The sequence below is a fragment of the Rhizobium sp. P28RR-XV genome (genome assembly GCF_012641385.1).
GTDB lineage: Bacteria > Pseudomonadota > Alphaproteobacteria > Rhizobiales > Rhizobiaceae > Rhizobium.
This window is the reverse complement of record NZ_JABAIG010000002.1, coordinates 488652-507893: the sequence shown is the minus strand read 5'-3', so window position 1 is coordinate 507893 and position 19242 is coordinate 488652. Positions and strand designations below refer to the sequence as shown.

General features: G+C 61.1%; 10 protein-coding genes. All 10 read right to left on the bottom strand.

The window, feature by feature from the left end:
* Positions 1 to 177 precede the first annotated feature (177 nt).
* Positions 178 to 1806, bottom strand: coding sequence for an alpha-D-glucose phosphate-specific phosphoglucomutase (locus tag HGP12_RS06060; RefSeq protein WP_168838142.1), 1629 nt, complete (start codon positions 1804 to 1806; stop codon positions 178 to 180).
* A 4-nt stretch (positions 1807 to 1810) separates the two neighbouring features.
* Positions 1811 to 3253: a glycogen synthase GlgA gene (gene glgA, locus HGP12_RS06055; RefSeq protein ID WP_168838143.1), complete on the bottom strand. Its 1443-nt coding sequence runs from the start codon at positions 3251 to 3253 to the stop codon at positions 1811 to 1813.
* 3 nt (positions 3254 to 3256) lie between these two features.
* On the bottom strand, positions 3257 to 4519 hold the full coding sequence (glgC, locus tag HGP12_RS06050) for a glucose-1-phosphate adenylyltransferase (RefSeq protein ID WP_168838144.1): 1263 nt from the start codon (positions 4517 to 4519) through the stop codon (positions 3257 to 3259).
* Positions 4520 to 4545: 26 nt separating this feature from the next.
* The gene (gene glgB, locus HGP12_RS06045; protein WP_168838145.1) at positions 4546 to 6753 is read right to left on the bottom strand and encodes a 1,4-alpha-glucan branching protein GlgB; all 2208 of its coding nucleotides are present in this window, start codon (positions 6751 to 6753) and stop codon (positions 4546 to 4548) included.
* Positions 6750 to 9212 (bottom strand): glycogen/starch/alpha-glucan phosphorylase, encoded by a 2463-nt coding sequence (locus HGP12_RS06040; protein WP_168838146.1) that lies wholly within the window; start codon positions 9210 to 9212, stop codon positions 6750 to 6752. Before HGP12_RS06040 ends, glgB begins: the two co-directional genes overlap by 4 nt.
* Positions 9213 to 9509: 297 nt before the next feature.
* Positions 9510 to 10712: a vWA domain-containing protein gene (locus HGP12_RS06035; protein ID WP_246703257.1), complete on the bottom strand. Its 1203-nt coding sequence runs from the start codon at positions 10710 to 10712 to the stop codon at positions 9510 to 9512.
* Between the two features lie 147 nt (positions 10713 to 10859).
* Positions 10860 to 11738, bottom strand: a complete 879-nt coding sequence (locus HGP12_RS06030; protein ID WP_168838147.1) for a transglutaminase family protein — start codon at positions 11736 to 11738, stop codon at positions 10860 to 10862.
* Positions 11739 to 11742: 4 nt separating this feature from the next.
* Positions 11743 to 14160, bottom strand: a complete 2418-nt coding sequence (locus HGP12_RS06025) for a circularly permuted type 2 ATP-grasp protein (RefSeq protein ID WP_168838148.1) — start codon at positions 14158 to 14160, stop codon at positions 11743 to 11745.
* Between the two features lie 13 nt (positions 14161 to 14173).
* Positions 14174 to 17494 carry a DUF2126 domain-containing protein gene (locus HGP12_RS06020; RefSeq protein ID WP_168838149.1) on the bottom strand — a complete coding sequence of 1107 codons (3321 nt, stop codon included), beginning with the start codon at positions 17492 to 17494 and terminating at the stop codon, positions 14174 to 14176.
* Positions 17495 to 17676: 182 nt separating this feature from the next.
* Positions 17677 to 19104: a mannose-1-phosphate guanylyltransferase/mannose-6-phosphate isomerase gene (locus HGP12_RS06015; RefSeq protein ID WP_168838150.1), complete on the bottom strand. Its 1428-nt coding sequence runs from the start codon at positions 19102 to 19104 to the stop codon at positions 17677 to 17679.
* Positions 19105 to 19242 lie beyond the last annotated feature (138 nt).

The window sequence follows — 19242 nt, the reverse complement described above, 5'->3', positions numbered from 1 at the left end:
CCTCTCCCCGCTTGCGAGGAGCGGGTTAGGGTGAGGGGCGGAGCGTTCGGCAAATTGTGCAGTCGCGGCGAATTTTGAGAATGCCCCTCATCCGGCCAGTCGCCGCCCCACATTGTTGGGCGGCTCCTGGCCACCTTCTCCACGCATCCGCGGGGAGAAGGGGCTTAGGTCGTAAATTCAGGTAATGACGGTCGGCGCGTCACGGCCGGTGCGACCCTTGATATCGGCGATATCCTGGGCGGCGACGATGAGGTCGGCCAGCGCTTGCTGGGTTTCAATATTGTGGCGGGTCGGATCTGGCTCGTAGCGCTCGATGTAAACGCGCAGCGTCGCGCCCGTCGTGCCGGTGCCGGAGAGACGGAAGACCACGCGGGAGCCGCCTTCAAAGAGGATGCGGATGCCCTGATGCTGGCTGACCGACTTGTCGACCGGATCGTGATAGGCGAAGTCGTCGGCGGCGGAAACGGTGAGATCGCCGAACTTCGTGCCCGGCAGGGTCGGCAGCTCTTCGCGCAGCGCCGAGATCAGGCCATTGGCTGCATCGGTGTCGACGCCCTCATAATCGTGGCGGGAATAATAGTTGCGGCCATAGGTGGCCCAGTGCTGCGTCACGATATCGATGACGCTCTCGCCGCGAACGGCCAGAATGTTCAGCCAGAGCAGCACAGCCCAGAGGCCGTCCTTCTCGCGAACGTGGTTGGAGCCGGTGCCCGAGCTTTCTTCGCCGCAGATGGTCGCCATGCCGGCATCGAGCAGATTGCCGAAGAATTTCCAGCCGGTCGGCGTTTCGTAGATGCCGACGCCACGCTTTTCGGCAACGCGGTCGGCGGCGCCGCTTGTTGGCATGGAGCGGGCTATGCCGGCGATGCCGTGCGAATAGCCGGGAGCGAGATTGGCGTTGGCCGCCAGAATCGCCAGGCTGTCGGACGGGGTGACGTAGATGCCCTTGCCGATGATGAGATTGCGATCGCCGTCGCCATCCGATGCCGCGCCGAAATCGGGGGCATCGTCGCTCATCATGTCGTCGTAAAGCTCCTTGCAGTAGACAAGGTTCGGATCCGGATGATGACCGCCGAAATCCGGCAGAGGCAGGAAGTTGCGAACCGAACCGTCCGGCGCGCCGAGGCGGATCTCGAAGATTTCCTTGGCGTAGGGGCCGGTGACGGCGCTCATCGCGTCGAAGCTCAGGCGGAAGCCGAGGCTGATCAGATTGCGGATCGCGCCGAAATCGAACAGCTCCTCCATCAGGGTCGCATAGTCTTCGACGGGATCGATGACGGAAACGATCATGCCGCCCACATCTTCGCGGGCGATGCGATCGAGGTTGATGTCCGGGAAGTCTGATATCTTGTAGCTGTCGATGACCTTCGAGCGCTCATAGATCGCGTCGGTGATCTTCTCCGGCGCGGGGCCGCCATTGCTGATATTATACTTGATGCCGAAGTCTTCGGTTGGGCCGCCAGGATTGTGGCTCGCGGACAGGATGATGCCGCCGAAGGCCTTGTATTTGCGGATGATGTTGGAGGCGGCGGGCGTGGAGAGGATGCCGCCCTTGCCGACCATCACCTTGCCGAAGCCATTCGCGGCGGCCATCTTGATGGCCTTCTGGATGACTTCGCGATTGTAGTAGCGGCCGTCGCCGCCGATGACCAGGCACTTGCCCTGATAGCCTTCGAGCGAATCAAAAATCGACTGGATGAAGTTTTCCGCATAGTTCGGCTGCTGGAATACGGGAACCTTCTTTCGCAAGCCCGAGGTGCCGGGCTTCTGATCCGCGTAGGGGGTGGTGGGTACGGTTTTAATCATCGGGTTAAGCGCCTCTCGAGACTAGACTGGAGTAGAGAGCGGCGTAGCGTTCTGCGCTCCTGCCCCAGGATACGTCGGATTTCATGCCCTGCTTTTGCATCTGCGTCCAGACCTTTCGATCCTGGAAGAGATGCATGGCACGGCGTATGGCCTGCAGCAGCCCTTCGGGGGTGACGGGCGAAAATTGGATGCCGGTCGCGGCTTTTGCCTGCAGCGCGGCGTGGTTGGCGTCGATAATCGTGTCGTTGAGCCCCCCTGTCCGCGCAACGATCGGCAGGCAACCATAGCGTAAGCCATAAAGCTGCGTGAGGCCACAGGGTTCGAAGCGCGAGGGAATGATAATCGCGTCACACCCGGCCTGCATCAGATGCGACATGGGCTCGTTATAGCCCGCGGAAACGCCGACACGGCCGCGATGACGGCCGGCTGCGGCAAACAGCGCGCCCTCCAGCGCCGCATCGCCCGCGCCCAGAATGGCGAGCTTGCCGCCCATGTGGACAATCTCGCTGGCAACACTTGCCAGAAGATCCATGCCCTTCTGCCATGTGAGCCGGCTGACGACGCAGAAGATCGGACCATCATCGTCGTCGAGGCCGAAATGTTCGATGACCCGGTGGCGGTTGACGGCGCGATCCTTCAGCGTCGCCGCGCTATAGGTCTGTGCGATCATCGGATCGGTCGCCGGGTTCCAGATATCGTCGTCGATGCCGTTGACGATGCCGTAGAGGTTATAGGCCCTGCTGGCGATGACGCCTTCGAGACCCATGCCGAATTCCGGCGTCAGGATTTCTTCGGCATAGGAAGGGCTGACCGTGGTCAGTGCATGGGCGGTCTGCAGCCCGCCCTTGAGAAACCCGACATCGCCGTAATATTCCACGCCCTCCATCGAAAAGGCATGCGCCGGCAGGCGCAAGCCCGGGAAGATATCGGAGCCGAACTGGCCCTGGAAAGCGATGTTGTGGATGGTGAGGACACTCGGCAGCTCCGGCGTAGGATTGTAGCGCATGTAGACCGGCACCATGGCCGATTGCCAGTCATGCGCATGCACGAGATCCGGCCGCCAGCCCGGCAGGAGGCCTGCGGCAATTTCCGCGCCGGCCAGCGACAGCGCGGCGAAACGCCGCCAGTTATCGGGATAATCCTTGCCCGTCGCATCGACATAGGGGCCGCCGGTGCGGCTGTAATAGGCCGGCGCGTCGAGCACGAGGAAGGAAATGCCCGCATGCTCGACCTCGAGAACGGTGGCCGGCTCGCCGAGCAGATCGGGGAATTCGAGACGGACGACCGGATCGCGGACGGCCTTCATGACCGCCGGATAGCCCGGAATGAGTGTCTTGGTCTCGACGCCGTAGGGCTTCAGTGCGGAGGGCAGGGCGCCGGCCACATCGGCCAGGCCCCCTGTCTTGATCAAGGGGAAGACTTCGGACGAAACCGAGAGAACCTTCATAGGTTACAAATCCAGCTTGTCGATCATCGATTGCGTGATCAGGCAGATGCCGCTTTCCGTGCGGCGCCAGCGCTTGGCATCCAGTTCCGGATCCTCACCGACGATCAACCCTTCCGGAATGGTGACGCCATGGTCGATGACGACATTCTTGAGCTGTGCGCGGCGACCGACCTTGACGCTCGGCAACACGACGGCTCCCTCCAGCTTGGAATAGGAGTTGGCGCGCACGCCCGTGAACAGGAGGCTGTTGGAAAGACTTGCGCCTGAGATGATGCAATCGCCGGCAACCACGGAGGAGACGGCCGAGCCGCGGCGATCCTCGTCGTCATGGACGAACTTGGCGGGGGGGCTGATTTCCGCGTAGGTCCAGATCGGCCAGGATTTGTCGTAGATATCGAGTTCCGGCACGACGGCGGTCAGGTCGATATTGGCCTGCCAGTAGGCATCGATCGTGCCGACGTCGCGCCAGTATGCCTCGCGCTCGAAATCGGAGCGAACGCAGGATTGCGCGAAGCGGTGCGCGACGGCTTTGCCGTTCTTGACGATGTAGGGAATGATGTCCTTGCCGAAGTCGCGGCTGGAGTTCGGATCGGCTGCGTCGCGCCGCAGGCATTCGATCAGGAATTTCGTGTGGAACACGTAGATGCCCATCGAGGCGAGGGCGAAATCAGGATTGCCGGGAATGCCAGGCGGATCGGCCGGCTTCTCGACGAAATCGATGATCTGGTCCTTTTCATCGACATGCATGACGCCGAAGCCGACAGCCTCCATGCGCGGCACTTCGAGGCAGCCGATGGTGACTTCGGCGCCGGAATCGACGTGCTGCTGCAGCATCCATTCATAGTCCATCTTATAGATATGGTCGCCGGCGAGGATGACCATGTATTCCGGACCATAGGGCTCGATGATGTCGATGTTCTGGTAGACGGCGTCGGCTGTGCCTTCGTACCATTGCGTCTCCGAGACGCGCTGCGAGGCCGGCAGGATGTCGAAACTTTCGTTTCGCTCGGGCCGGAAGAAGTTCCAGCCGCGCTGCATGTGGCGGATCAGCGAGTGTGCCTTGTATTGCGTGGCGACGCCGATGCGGCGGATACCGGAATTGAGGGCATTGGACAGCGCGAAATCGATAATTCGCGTCTTGCCGCCGAAGTAGACGGCCGGCTTGGCACGGCGGTCGGTCAGCTCTTTCAGGCGGCTCCCGCGCCCGCCGGCAAGAACGTAGGCCATGGCATCGCGCGCCAGCGGCTGGAAACGTTTTTCTACCATTTTATTCCTCCCTGTCCGTAGTGATCTCAAAATTCCGGTTCGAGCATGATGGTCGCCAGCGGCGGCAGCGTTATGATCGCTTGTACGCCCCCTCCTGCGCTGACGGCCTGCACGCGCCCACCATTTCCCTTGCCGCTGCCGCCGTAGATGTCGGCATCGGTATTCAATATCTCGCGCCACCGCCCCTCAGCTGGCAAGCGCAAGGTGTAGTTCTCACGATAGACTGGCGTAAAATTGGTGATGACGGCAACCGGCTTTTCGCCCGGCGCCTTGCGGAGCCATGCGAAGACCGAGTTTTCGAAATCATCGACGACAAGCCATTCGAAGCCATCGCCCTCGCAGTCGCGGGCATGGAGTGCCGGCTTGCTGCGATAGGTGAAGTTGAGATCGCGCACGAGACGCCGCATGCCTTCGTGCATGCGGTATTGCAGCAGGTTCCAGTCGAGCGCGCGCTCTTCGCTCCACTCGCTCCATTGGGCGAATTCCTGACCCATGAACAGCAGCTTCTTGCCGGGATAGCCCCACATGAAGGCGTAATAGGCGCGCAGGTTGGCGAATTTCTGCCAGTCGTCACCCGCCATCTTGGCGATCAGCGATCCCTTTCCGTGAACGACCTCGTCATGCGAGAGCGGCAGGACGAAGTTTTCCGAGAAGGCGTAGATCAGCCCGAAGGTCAGTTCGTTGTGGTGATACCTGCGATGCACGGCCTCGCGGGAGAGATAGCTCAGCGTATCGTGCATGAAGCCCATGTTCCACTTGAAGCCGAAGCCGAGGCCGCCTTCGTGCACCGGCTGCGATACTTTCGGCCAGGATGTCGATTCCTCGGCGATCGTCATCACGCCGGGATGAGCCCCATAGATCCGCGTGTTCATCGACTGCAGGAAGCGGACCGCCTCGAGGTTCTCGTTGCCGCCATATTCGTTTGGAATCCATTCGCCATGCTTGCGGGAATAGTCGAGGTAAAGCATGGAGGCGACGGCGTCGACGCGCAAACCGTCCAGATGGAATTTTTCGGCCCAGTAGAGCGCATTGTTCAAAAGGTAGGCGAGCACCTCGGTACGGCCGAAATTGTAGATCGCTGTGTTCCAGTCAGGGTGAAAGCCCTTGCGCGGGTCTTCATGCTCATAGAGCGCCGTGCCGTCGAACCAGCGCAGGCCGTGTTCGTCGGTCGGGAAATGCGCAGGCACCCAATCCAGGATGACGCCGATGCCGACCTTGTGGCAGCCATTGACGAAGCGGGCAAAGCCTTCCGGCTCGCCGAAGCGGGCGGTCGGGGCATAGAGGCCCGTGGTCTGATAGCCCCAGGACGGGTCATAGGGATGCTCGGTGATCGGCAAGAATTCGATGTGGGTGAAGCCCATGTCGACGCAATAGGGGATGAGCCGCGAGGCAAGCTCGTCCCATGACAGCATCGAGCCATCGTCGCGGCGTTGCCAGGAGCCTGCATGCACCTCGTAGATGCTGATGGGCTGGCGGCGCTGGTCGACGCTTGCCCAATGCTCGCGGTGAGCCGAATCCTCCCAGACCTGGCTCAGCTCAATGGCCGTGATCGAGGCGGTCTTGGGGCGCAGTTCGCTGCGGCGGGCGAAGGGATCGGCCTTCAGCGGCAGCACCACGCCGTCATGGCCGCGGATCTCGAACTTGTAGGCAACGCCGGCCGGCACGTCCGGAGCAAAGATCTCCCAGATGCCTGAGTCGGAGCGAAAGCGCATGACATGGCGGCGGCCATCCCAATTGTTGAAATCGCCGACGACTGAAACGCGCTGCGCATTCGGCGCCCAGACGGCGAAATGGAAGCCTTGGACGCCTTCGTGCTTCATCGGGTGGGCACCCATCCTGTCGAACAGGCGCAGATGCGTGCCCTGACGGGCGAAATAGTCATCCATCGGCCCGAGGATCGGGCCGAAGCTATAGGGATCGGTCACTGCCCATTCCGCGTCGCCGCGCCTAGCGCGATAACGGACCGGCTGCTGCTTGCCGAGTTTCACATCACCCGAAAAGAAACCCGCCGGATCGAGGCAGTCCAATTCGCCGGCGACTGTGCCGTCCAGCGTCAAGGCGGTGACAGCTTCCGCGCCGGAGATGAAACAACGCGCCACATAGCCGTCATCCGTCTTGTGGACGCCGAGGACGGCAAACGGATCGGAATGGGTGCCTTTGAGAATTGCAGCGATCTCGTCGGCCGAAATATCCCTCGACCCGGTGCCATCACCGTTCTTTTTAGGCTTCTTCATCCGGCTCTCCAGATTTCCTTGGCGTATTGGCGGATCGTGCGGTCGGAAGAGAACCAGCCCATGCGAGCAGTGTTGTTGATCGTCTTGGCGTACCATTCCGACGGATTGGCCCAGAGAATATCGACTTCGCGCTGCGCCGAGGCATAGGCATCGAAATCGGCGGCGACCATGAACCAGTCGTGGCTGTAGATGCCTTCGATCAGGCTGGCATAGCGGTTGCGGTCATCGGGAGAGAAGACGCCGGAGGCGATGGCCGACAGCGCCTGCGCGAGCTCGCGTGAACGCTCGATAATGGCGCGGGGATCGTGACCGTCGCTGCGCAGGTTGGCGACCTCGTCGGCCCGCAGCCCGAAGATGACGATATTGTCCTCGCCGACATTGTCGCGCATTTCAACATTGGCGCCATCGAGCGTGCCGATGGTCAGCGCGCCGTTGAGACCGAATTTCATGTTGCCGGTGCCGGAGGCTTCCATGCCGGCGGTCGAGATCTGCTCGGAGAGGTCGGCTGCGGGAACCATGACTTCCGCGAGTGACACATTGTAGTTCGGCACGAAGACGATCTTCAGCAGGCCTCGCACCGACGGGTCATTGTTGACGACGCGGGCGACGTCGTTGATCAGCTTGATGATGAGCTTGGCGTTGTGATAGCTCGGCGCCGCCTTGCCGGCGAAGAGCTTGACGCGCGGCTGCCAGTCGAGCTCGGGATGCGAGCGGATCTGATCGTAAAGCGCCACGGCTTCGATGACATTGAGAAGCTGGCGCTTGTATTCGTGAATGCGTTTGATCTGGATGTCGAACATCGCAGCCGGATCGAGCTTGATGCCCATGCGGCTGGCGACGAGATTGGACAGCTGCACCTTGTTGGCACGCTTGACGGCGGCGAACTTCTCCTGGAAGGCGCTGTCGCGAGCGAATTGATCCAGCGGCTTCAGCTGCTCGGCATCGTCGAGGAAGGCGTCGCCGATGGCTTCGCGCACGAGGCCGGTAAGGCCCGGATTGCACTGCATCAGCCAGCGCCGCGGCGTAATGCCGTTCGTCTTATTGTTGATGCGGTCGGGATAAAGCTTGTGCAGGTCGGCAAAGACCGTGACCTTCATCAGGTCGGTGTGGAGCGCGGAAACGCCGTTGATCGAATGCGAGCCGACAAAGGCGAGGTTGCCCATGCGCACACGGCGATCGCCGTTCTCGTCGATGAGCGAGATCGAGCGAATTTCCGTATCGCTGAAGTTACGCAGCTTGCGCGCCTCGACAAGAATCTTGGCATTGATGGCGTAGATGATCTGCATATGGCGCGGCAAAAGCCGCTCAAACAGCGGAACCGGCCAGCTTTCCAACGCCTCCGGCAGCAGGGTATGGTTGGTATAGCCGAAGGTGTTTCTGGTGATATCCCAGGCCTTGTCGAATTCGAAGCCGTGGACATCGACGAGCAGGCGCATCATCTCCGTGACGGAAACGGCCGGATGCGTATCGTTCAGCTGGATCGCAACCTTGTCGGCGAGATTGGTCAGATCGTCATATTGCTGCAGATGGCGGCGCAGAATGTCCTGCAGCGATGCGGAGGAGAAGAAGAACTCCTGGCGCAGGCGCAGCTCCTGGCCGGCGGGCGTTGCATCGGCCGGATAGAGAACGCGCGTCAGGCTCTCGGCCTTGTTGCTCTCGCGCAGCGCGCCGATATGGTCGCCGGCGTTGAAGGCATCGAGCAGGATCGGATCGATCGGTTGCGCCGACCAGAGGCGCAGCGTGTTGACGCGCTTGCCGCGCCAGCCGACGACGGGCGTATCGAAAGCCGTGGCAATAACGCGCTCGGCCGGCTTCCAGACGTAGCGCGGCTGATCGTCATGGCCGTTGACGGTCTCGACGGCGCCGCCGAAGCCTATTTCATAGGAGCTTTCCTGACGTTCGAATTCCCAAGGGTTGCCGTGCGCCAGCCAGGTTTCGGGCAGTTCCACCTGCCAGCCATCAGCCATCTGCTGGCGGAACAGGCCGTGCACGTAGCGAATGCCATAGCCATAGGCCGGCACATCGACCGTCGCCATGGATTCCATGAAACAGGCGGCGAGACGGCCGAGGCCGCCATTGCCGAGAGCTGCGTCGGGCTCGATGCCGGCGATGACGCGGATGTCGACGCCGAGCGAGGAAAGCGCGTTGGTGATTTCTTCCATCAAGCCGAGGTTGGAGATGGCATCACGCATCAGGCGGCCGATCAGGAATTCGAGCGATAGATAATAGACGCGCTTGGCGCCCGTCTCGTAAACGTTGCGGGTCGATTCAATCCACTTGTCGATGACGCGGTCACGAATGACCAAGATCGTTGCCGTCAGCCAGTCATGCGGCTTGGCGACCTTGGCGTCCTTGCCGATGCGATAGGTCAGGCGCTCGATGATTTCTTCGGCAAGGATTTCGGGGCGGGAACTGCGTGGGGCGGGAACGGGGAGATCGGCCGTCGTCAAGTTATTCATATTATCAACTCTCGCCATTTGTGATTTATATTCAGGGTGTTACGCCTGTGTAAATCAAATTGCCTTTCCGTTTCACTATCAGTTTACGCACTGATGTAAAGCAGTTGCAACATGCGAGTTGGGCGGATGCCAAAATAGCCGCGAAAGATTTCACCTTTGCGGGAAAAGACTTGATTCCGATGATGTTTCGGGCTCTTATTCGCGCATCGATCAAACGAAAAGCCGCGCGATACTCGCATCGCGCGGCTTTTTCTTTGTCATCCATCTCCGGTTGCTCGGCGCGGAGGAGAGGCGCGATCACTTGGTCAGGAGCGTCATCTGCTTGGCTGCCTGGGCGCCGATGGTTTTGAAGGCGGCAACCAGATCGGACATTTGCTGCGCGTCGAAATAGTTGGATGGGCTCGAGGCACAGGCGGCGAGCAGGGTCTGTCCGCGTGTCGGAGCCATGAAGGCGACGGTGTAGATCTGCACGCCAGCGTCTTTTGCGGTTTTGCACGTATTCAGCGTTTTTTGATCGGAACTTGCGTCGTTGTTTTCGCCGTCTGTCATCAAAACGATATATTTCTGAAAAGTCTTATTGCCGTTGTTGCTTTGTGCAGTTGCCTCGGCAGTAGCGGTAACACTGTTATAGGCCTTTTTCATCGGGACGTTCGATTCGGTGCCCCCTTCGGCGTTCAGTCCGCTCACCACATTGGTACGGGTCGTTTTCGTTCCCCAATCGAGATTGCTGAAGCTGTCGACCTGGCTGCTCCAGGCAATGGCTGCTGTGCGAACATATTGTGACTGGGGATCGGCAGCGTCCAACTGATCGAGAAGATTGCCAACTGCTGTCTTTAGCGCATCTATTTTCTTGATGTAGCAAGGGCTTATCGGATTTGGATACTGATACAGACGGTTGCCGTTGGTATAATATTGCGTGCAGCTGGTTTTTGTCTTGTCGATGACATTCGTGTTCAGCAGCATCGATCCGGACTTATCGAGTGCAATTTCCATCGACAGGGCGGTTTTCTGAACGGCCGTTCCGCTCGTGCTTGAACTCGACGACGAAATTGTCATCGATGTCATGCCGAGCAGGCGGCTCATGCTGTTGACCGGCATGCCGTAGGAAGCGTCGACCGTAACAGTATAGCTCGTGCCGCCGGATGAATTGCTGCTCGATGTTACGGTGGTTAATGTTCCTGACTTCAACGCATTCGCCGTCGTGGCATCTCCCGGTAGGTAGTTCGACATCTGGCCGAGGACGAAATTGTTGGCGAGATCCTTGGCTGATGTCGTGGTCGCGCTGCCATCGGCAATCGCTGTCGCCGCCGCAAGCGCGGCGGAGTCCGTTGCTTCCTGAAGCTCGCTGTGTGACAGCGACATGTTGGTGATGTCTACCGCCATGCCACCCGCCGCTACCAGTACGGGTATCGAAATCGCCGTCAGGATGCCGAAATTTCCAGCTCTATCGCGTAGAAGTTGTTTTAATGCGCAAAGTAAATCAGAGCTGGCAACCATCATGTCCGCCTATCGAAAAAGTTGAGTCCTCAAGAACGGCGGAACTATCAAATACAGATATTAGTTGAACGTTTAAGCGGCAGGTTGATTTTTAACAAATTGCCTAATCTGGCGCGATTTGCTTCAGATTTTTACTACGTTAAGTATATTCTATTTTAGTGGAATGACATCTACTGCCTGAACGGCCTTCTGGCTGCCATAGCCTTTGAGCACCCCGATGACGGGTGCGACATCGGAATAATCGCGGCCATAAGCGACGACGATATGATCGGTGCCGGCGGGAATATTGTTGGTCGGATCAAGCTCGATCCAGCCTGCCGTCTCCCCGCACCAGACGCGCACCCAGGCGTGCATCGCATCGGCGCCCTCGAGCCGTTCCTTGCCGGGCGGCGGGATGGTGCGCAGAAAGCCGCTGACATAGCCGGCGGGGATGCCGAGGCTGCGAAGCGCAATGATCATCACATGCGAGAAATCCTGGCAGACGCCGCGCCGGAGACGGAAGGCCTCTTTCGGCGTGGTGTCGACCGTCGTCGCCTTCGCGTCGTAGGTGAAATCCTTGTGTATCTGGGCACAGACCGCATGAGCGATCTGCAGGGTCGTCAGATTGGTCGACCGCCACTGCCTGCTGTAATCGGTGATTTCACCCGTTTCCGGTAGACGCGGGCTGCTGCCGAGGAAATGGTGGGGCGAGGAAGGATCAACCGACCAGCAATCGTCGATTTCCTCGGGCAATTTGGCGAGCAGGGGCGAAAAATCCACGGCGACGGGCTGGCTTTCCACCTGCACACGCGCCTGCATGCGGATGTCGAGCCTTTCATGCGGATCGCGCACCAGGATCGAGGTTGCCGGATGCTGGAAGAAATCCGTGAAGTTCGATTGCTCGTCCGGGCCTGGAGTTATTTTCACCGAGCCGGCGATCAGCCGCTGCCGATGGGGCAGGGATAGCGGCATGACGCGCAATATGTGCCGGGCACCGCTTGCCGGCACGTCGTATATGTAGCCCATGTGAAGCGAGAGGTCGTAGAGCATCACGTCATCCGAGATAGGTGCGTGCCAGCAGGTCGGAAAGCCGTTCCAATTCGCGCGCTAGCTGCTGATAGACTTCGACGGTCATCGTTTCGGGCGTCATCACGGCGAGACCCGAATGCAGTCGCATGGCCTCCCGATAGAAGGGCGACATCTGGCCGTTGACGAAGGCATTCGGCAGCTGTTCCACTTCGCGATGGATCTCGTTCATCTGAAAGAGGATCGAGCGCGGATTGAGGGGGTCGAGCGCCAGGAGATCGGTCACCGTCAGGCGGGCGGTATTGACGTTGTAACGACGGCGGTGGGTCATGACGCTATCGCCGATTTCGAGCAGCATGTCGAGCGCTCCATCGGGCGCATCGGGGCCGGACAAATGGCCGAGCAGCCGTGTCATATGCAGGCCGCGCTCGATGTAGCGGCCGAGCGACAGAAAGCGCCAGCCGGTGAAGCGATACATGTTTTCGTGCACGAGGCCGGCGAAACCCGCAAGCTTGCGCAACAGGATCGTCATGGCATGGCTGGCGTCATCGCCATGCTTCACTCTTTCCTTGAAGCGGCGCGCGGTCTTGGCGAGGTCGTTCAGCGCGAGCCAGCCGTCCGGGGAAAACCGGTCGCGGATGTTGCTGGCTGAGTAGACGGCGCTGTCTATGTTCAGCAGCAGGCTTTCGGGCACCGCCTCCTCAGTGTCGATGTCGATGGCGGCGAGATAGGCGCTGACGTCGGCAAGCAGCGGCTGCTTCGGATCCGCCGCCTCGGCGAAACGGCCGTGCCAGGCGCGCAGGATGCGCAAGGCGCCTTCGGCGCGCTCGATATAGCGGCCAAGCCAGAAGAGATTGTCGGCGGCACGGCTCGGCAGGCTGCCCGGCATGTTGCGGGTAAAGGTTTCTTCGGCCGGCAGCAGCGTATGCGCTTCGACCGGCTTGTCGGAGACGATCCAGACATCGGCGGCCGAACCGCCCGCCTGCATGGCGATGGCCGCAACGTCATCGCCGCTGCCGATGCGGGCAAAGCCGCCGGGCATGATCTGCCAGCCGCTTTCCGTGCGGGCGGCGAAGACGCGCAGGCTCATCGGCCGCGGCGTCAGCCTGCCGTTGACCCAGGCCGGCGTGGTCGAAAGCGTGACGACCTCCTGGCCGACCAGCTTGTGACCTTCGGTCGCCAGCCAGTCCGCGATCGAATCGCGGGCGGTGCTGCGCAAAGTCGAGCCCAGCACGGACTGGCCGTTGTCATCGAAGAAGGGCATGCAGGAATAGGCCGGGCCTATGACCATCTTCTCGATATCGGCGGCGACATGCTCGCGCTCGGTCTTCTGGCCGCACCACCAGGTGGCGATCGACGGCAGCTTCAATTCCTCGCCGCGCAGATGCCGACAGATGGTCGGCATGAAGGCGAGCAGGGCGCGTGTTTCGAGGACGCCGGAGCCGAGCGCATTAACGATGGTCACCGTCTGCGCCCGCAAGGCTTCGATCATGCCCGGCGTGCCGATATGAGAGTGCTGGTTGAGCTCCAGGGGATCGGCATAGGCGGCATCGAGGCGGCGCCAGAGCACGCTGATCGGCCGCAGCCCCGCGACGGTGCGCACCATCAGCTGATCGTTGACGACGGTGATGTCCTCGCCCTCGAGCAGCATGAAGCCGAGATAGCGGGCGATGTAGGCGTGTTCGTAATAGGTCTCGTTGGCAGGTCCCGGCGTCAGGACGGCGACGCGACCCTCGGCGCGGCGCTTGCCGCCAAGCAGGGCATCCCGAAAAGCGCCGAAGAAGGAGGCGAGGCGGTGGACCTTGGTTTCCGCATAGATATCGGAGAAGGCACGGGTGGTTGCGACGCGGGTTTCCAACGCAAAGCCGGCACCTGACGGAGCCTGCGCGCGGTCGGCCAGCACCCACCAGTTACCATCAGGGCCGCGGCCGACCTCGAACGCCAGGAAATGCAGATAGTGACCGTTCGCCGGCTTGACGCCGACGAGCGGACGCAGGAATTCCGAATTGGCCGCGATCAAGGCCGGCGGCAGCAGGCCTTCGCTGACCAGCCGGCCGTCGCCATAGATGTCGGCTATGACCTCTTCGAGCAGATCGGCGCGCTGGCGCAGCCCTTCCGAAAGCACTTGCCACTCGCGCTCATCGATGAGCACGGGAATATGAGATATCGGCCAGCCGCGTTCGCTGACACCCGCCGCCCCGTAGGCGCGATAGAAAACGCCCGCATCGCGCAGATAGCGGTCGGCGCGGGCGAAGCGCTCCGTCAGCTCCTGTTCCGACATGCGCGACAGCGCCGACAGGAGGTTCTGCCAGACCGGGCGGACAGCGCCTTTGTTGTCGACCATTTCGTCGGCGACGCCGGGCAAGGGACGATAGGCAAAGGCCGGATCCTTGCCGGTTCCGGTCTTTACTTCGTCCCGCCGTTCCGTCGCCGGTTTTCTAGCCATGCACAGTTCCGTCTCAAATTCCTGCAGGCCGCCTGAGGTCGAGCGTCAGCGGGAATTCCACCGACGCAGTCTCCGGTCTCAAGGCGTAGCCACCCGCTGTATGCCCCCAAGGTTCGAAACGCGCAAGTCGTCGCGCCTCAGCCTCGTTGCCGTTGACGGGGAATGTGTCGTAGTTCCGGCCGCCCGGGTGAGCAACATGGTAGATGCAGCCGCCGATCGAACGCCCCGACCACGTGTCGTAGATATCGAAGGTCAGCGGCGTATCGATAGGCAGGACCGGATGCAGACCGGAGGCGGGATGCCATGCCTTATAGCGCACGCCGGCAACCGAAACGCCTGAAGTTCCCGTCGGCGTCAGCGGCACGGGACGGCCGTTGCAGGTCACGGTATAGCGCGATGGATTGGAGGTTTCGAACCGAAGCTGCAGGCGTTCGACCGACGAATCGACGTAACGCACGGTGCCGCCGACCGCACCCTCTTCGCCGAGCACATGCCATGGCTCCAGCGCCTGGCGCAGCTCCAGCTTGTTGCCTTCATATTCGACTTCCCCGCAGAAGGGGAACCGGAATTCAAGTTGTGCCTGGAACCATTCCGGCCGCAGGTCGAAACCGTTTTCGCGGAGATCGGCGAGAACGTCGAGGAAATCCTGCCAGACATAGTGCGGCAGCATGAAGCGATCATGCAGCATCGTGCCCCAGCGCACGAATCGGCCATCGATCGGGTTGCGCCAGAAGCGGGCGATCAGCGCGCGCACCAGCAATTGCTGGGCAAGGCTCATGCGGGCATTCGGCGGCATTTCGAAACCGCGGAATTCGACGAGGCCGAGGCGTCCCGTCGGGCCATCCGGCGAGAATAGCTTGTCGATGCAGATTTCCGAGCGGTGGGTGTTGCCGCTGGAATCGGTCAGAAGGTTGCGGAACAGGCGATCCACAAGCCAGGGCAGAGGCGGGTTGCCACGGCCGGGCGCGGGCACCTGGGCTATCGCGATTTCCAGCTCGTAAAGGCTGTCGTGGCGCGCCTCGTCGATGCGGGGTGCCTGGCTGGTAGGGCCGATGAACAGGCCGGAAAAGAGATAGGATAGGGAAGGGTGGCGCTGCCAGTGCAGCACCAGGCTCTTCAGCAGGTCGGGACGGCGCAGGAAGGGGCTGTCGTTCGGATTGGCCCCGCCGACGACGACATGGTTGCCGCCGCCGGTGCCGGTGTGACGGCCGTCGATCAGGAACTTGTCGGTGCCGAGACGCGTTTGCCGCGCCTCTTCGTAAACCGCCGTGGTAATGTCAACGCATTCCTGCCAGTTCGATGCGGGATGGACGTTGACCTCGATCACGCCGGGATCGGGTGCGACGCGGATGACGTTGATGCGCTCGTCCTGCGGCGGCGAATAGCCCTCGATATGCACCGGTAGTCCAAGCTCCGCCGCTGCATTTTCCGCTGCAGCCAAAAGTTCGAGATACTGCTCGATCCCTTCGGTCGGCGGCATGAAGACACAGAGCCGGCCATCGCGCGGCTCGACCGAGATGGCCGTGCGCACCACGCCACGGATATCGCCAAGCGTCTGTTCTACGCGTGATTGCGCGCCTTCATCGGCCTGGAACGAGGCTTCCGGCATGGCGCGGCCGGCGGGCACGATGACTTCAGGCAATGGCGTACGCGGAATGGAGGGATCGACGGTATGGATATAGGGATACCGCGACGGGGGTACATAGGGCAGGGTGCCGAGCGGCAGACGGTAGCCGATCGGCGAGTCTCCCGGCATCAGGTAAATCTTGCCGCGGCGCGTACTCCATTTTTCACTGACCCAGCGCGTGCCCGAGGCTCGTGCATTCCAGGCCTGCACGGGAAGGACATAGCCGGTCGCCGTTGTCAGGCCACGCTCGAAGACGCGGGCAATGCGGCTGCGTTCCTCCGGGTCCTTCAGCTTCGAATTGGACGGGTCGACATTTTCCGGCAGGCTGCCTTCCTTGATGATCCATTCGGCCGGGTCTTCGTAGGCCGGCAGCACCATGTCGGGCTCGATCGCCAGCTCCTTGGCAATTGCGCTCAGAAGCTTTCCGGCATCGTCCGCACTTGCGCCGGTCTTGACGGTCTCCTGCGCAATCAAGGCGGGGTTCTGCCAGACGGGCTTGCCGTCCTTGCGCCAGTAAAGCGAGAAGGTCCAGCGCGGCAGGCTTTCGCCCGGATACCATTTGCCCTGACCATAATGCAGGAAGCCGCCAGGCGCGAAGCGCTCGCGCAGGCGGCGGATCAGCTGATCGGCCATGTCGCGCTTGGTCGGGCCGACCGCGGCGGTGTTCCATTCTTCCGACTGAAAGTCGTCGATCGAGATGAAGGTCGGCTCCCCGCCCATGGTCAGGCGTACGTCGTTGGCTTGCAGGACACGATCGACCTCCTCGCCGAGCGCGTTCAGCGCATCCCAGCTTTCGTCGGAGAAGGGCTTGGTGATGCGCGGGTGTTCGGCGACACGGGCCACCTTCATATCGAAATCGAATTCGGTCCTCGCCTCACCGAAATAGCCGCCCGAGATCGGCGCGGCATTGCGGTAATGCGGCGTGGCCGCAAGCGGAATGTGGCTCTCGCCGGTCAGAAGTCCGGAGGTCGGATCGAGGCCGACCCAGCCGGCGCCGGGAAGGTAGACTTCGGCCCAGGCATGCAGATCGGTGAAATCGACCTCGGTGCCAGAGGGGCCGTCGAGCGCTTTCAGATCCGGCGTAAGCTGGATGAGATAGCCGGAGACGAAGCGGGCGGCGAGGCCAAGGTGACGCAGCACCTGTGCCAGCAGCCAGCTGGTGTCGCGGCAGGACCCCCTGGCTTTTTCCAGAGTCTCCTCAGGCGCCTGCACGCCGGCTTCCATGCGAATGACATAGCCGATCTCCCGCTGCAGCCGTGCATTGAGGCCGACGATCATGTCGACGGTCTTTTGTTCCGAGCGGTCGAGTGTGGCGAGGAAGGCTTTCAGCCGGGGACCAGGCTCCTCCGGCGTCATATAGATCGACAAATCCTCGCGGATGGTCTCGGGATAGTCGAAGGGCCATTTGGTCGCTTCCTCTTCGACGAAAAAGTCGAAGGGATTGTAGACCGTCATATCGGCGACGAGATCGACTTCGATCTTCAGCTCGGTCACCGGATCGGGAAAGACGAAGCGGGCGAGATAATTGCCGTAGGGATCCTGTTGCAGGTTCACGAAATGATTTGACGGCGTGACCTTCAGCGAGTGGCTCAGCACGCGCGTCTTGGAATGCGAGGCGGGTTTCAGACGGATGATCTGGGGGCCGAGGCGAACCGGATTGTCGTATTTATAATGGGTGAGATGATAGATGCTTGCCTTGATCGCCATATGTCTCTTCGCCTAGCCCGCATCGTTGTGCGGTGATTGCTGTTCCCACAGACAGTGTGTGCAATGCAGCGAAAGAAAGCAAGGCGTCTGTCGGCGCTTCGGAAACTCCTACCGTATAACGCCAAAACAAAAACGGCGGGTTTTCGCCCGCCGTTCTGAAATCCCTGTTTTGCTGCTTGCGATCAGCTTCGGCCGAACTCGTCGACGAGGCGGATGATGTCGTCCTCGCCGAGATAGGAGCCGGTCTGCACTTCGATGAGCTCCAGCAGGATCTTGCCCGGGTTCGACAGGCGATGCACTTCGCCGAGCGGGATATAGATCGACTCGTTTTCGCGCAGCATCTGCACATTTTCGCCGACGGTTACTTCGGCCGTGCCCTTGACGACGATCCAGTGCTCGGAGCGGTGGTGATGCTTCTGCAGCGACAGCTTCTTGCCGGGAAGGACGAAGATGCGCTTGACCTGGAAGCGCTCGCCGTTCAGCACCGACGTATAGCCGCCCCACGGGCGATAGGAGGTCGGATGCGTCTCGGTGAGCTTGGCCGTCTTCTTTTCGCTTGCGAGCAGCTTGACGAGCTTGCCGACTTCCTGGCTGTCCTTGAGATGGCCGACATAGACGGCGTCCTCGCTGGCGATGACGGCGACGTCTTCAAGACCCTGTACGGCCACATGAAGGCTGTGCGTCATCACGAGCGAATTCTTCGTGTTGACCAGTGTCGTGGCGCCGGCGGAGACGTTGCCGCTTTCATCGCGATTGCCGACTTTCCAGACGGCGTCCCAGCTGCCGAGGTCGGACCAGGTGAAGGGCGAGGGGACGACGGCGGCGTTTGCCGTCTTTTCCATCAGCGCGTAGTCGATGGAAATATTGGGGCTCTTGGAGAAGGCGTCGGCATCCAGACGGGTGAAATCGAGGTCGCGGGTCGCCTTGGAAACGGCCTTGCTGGCGGTCTTCTCGACGTCGGACGCATATTCCTTCATTTCGTCCAGAAGCTGAGCGGCCGAGAACATGAACATGCCGGAGTTCCAGTAGAAGCTGCCGCTTGCCACCATCTCCTCAGCCTTGTCCAGCGCTGGCTTTTCGACGAAGCGCTTGACGGCATGGGCGCCGGTCGAAAGCGCCTTGCCGCTTTCGATATAGCCATAGCCGGTGGCCGGTTCCGTCGGCTTGATGCCAAAGGTGACGAGCTTGCCCTGAAGGGCTGTGTCGCGCGCCTGGCGCACGCAATCATAATAGGTCGCGTTGGCGTCGATCTCATAGTCGGAGCCGAGGACGTGCATGATCGCGTCCTTGCCGAAAAGCTCGGTGACGAGCGCAGCGGCGGCCGCAACGGCGGCAGCGGTATTGCGGGCGACCGGCTCCAGCAGCACGGCGGCCAGTTTCAGGTCGAGCTCGCGGGCCTGTTCCGCAACGAGGAAGCGGAATTCCTCGTTGGTCAGGACAATCGGCGCTTCGTAGAGCTCGGCATCGGCAACGCGCTCCAGCGTGTTCTGAAACAGCGTCCTGTCGCCGATGAACTGGATAAATTGCTTCGGGGCGGATGCGCGCGATAGCGGCCATAGCCGCGTACCCTTGCCGCCTGCCATAATCACCGGAACGATCTTTGCTGCCATACTCTGCCTCTCCTAGACACTTCATTCGAGAGCCGGCCGTCAAGAAGCGCAACCGCTGCGCTTTCCGCCATGCTCCTTCGACAACGTCAATCGCCATTGCGATATTTTTCGGCAAAACGCTAGCGCTAATATGTCAGC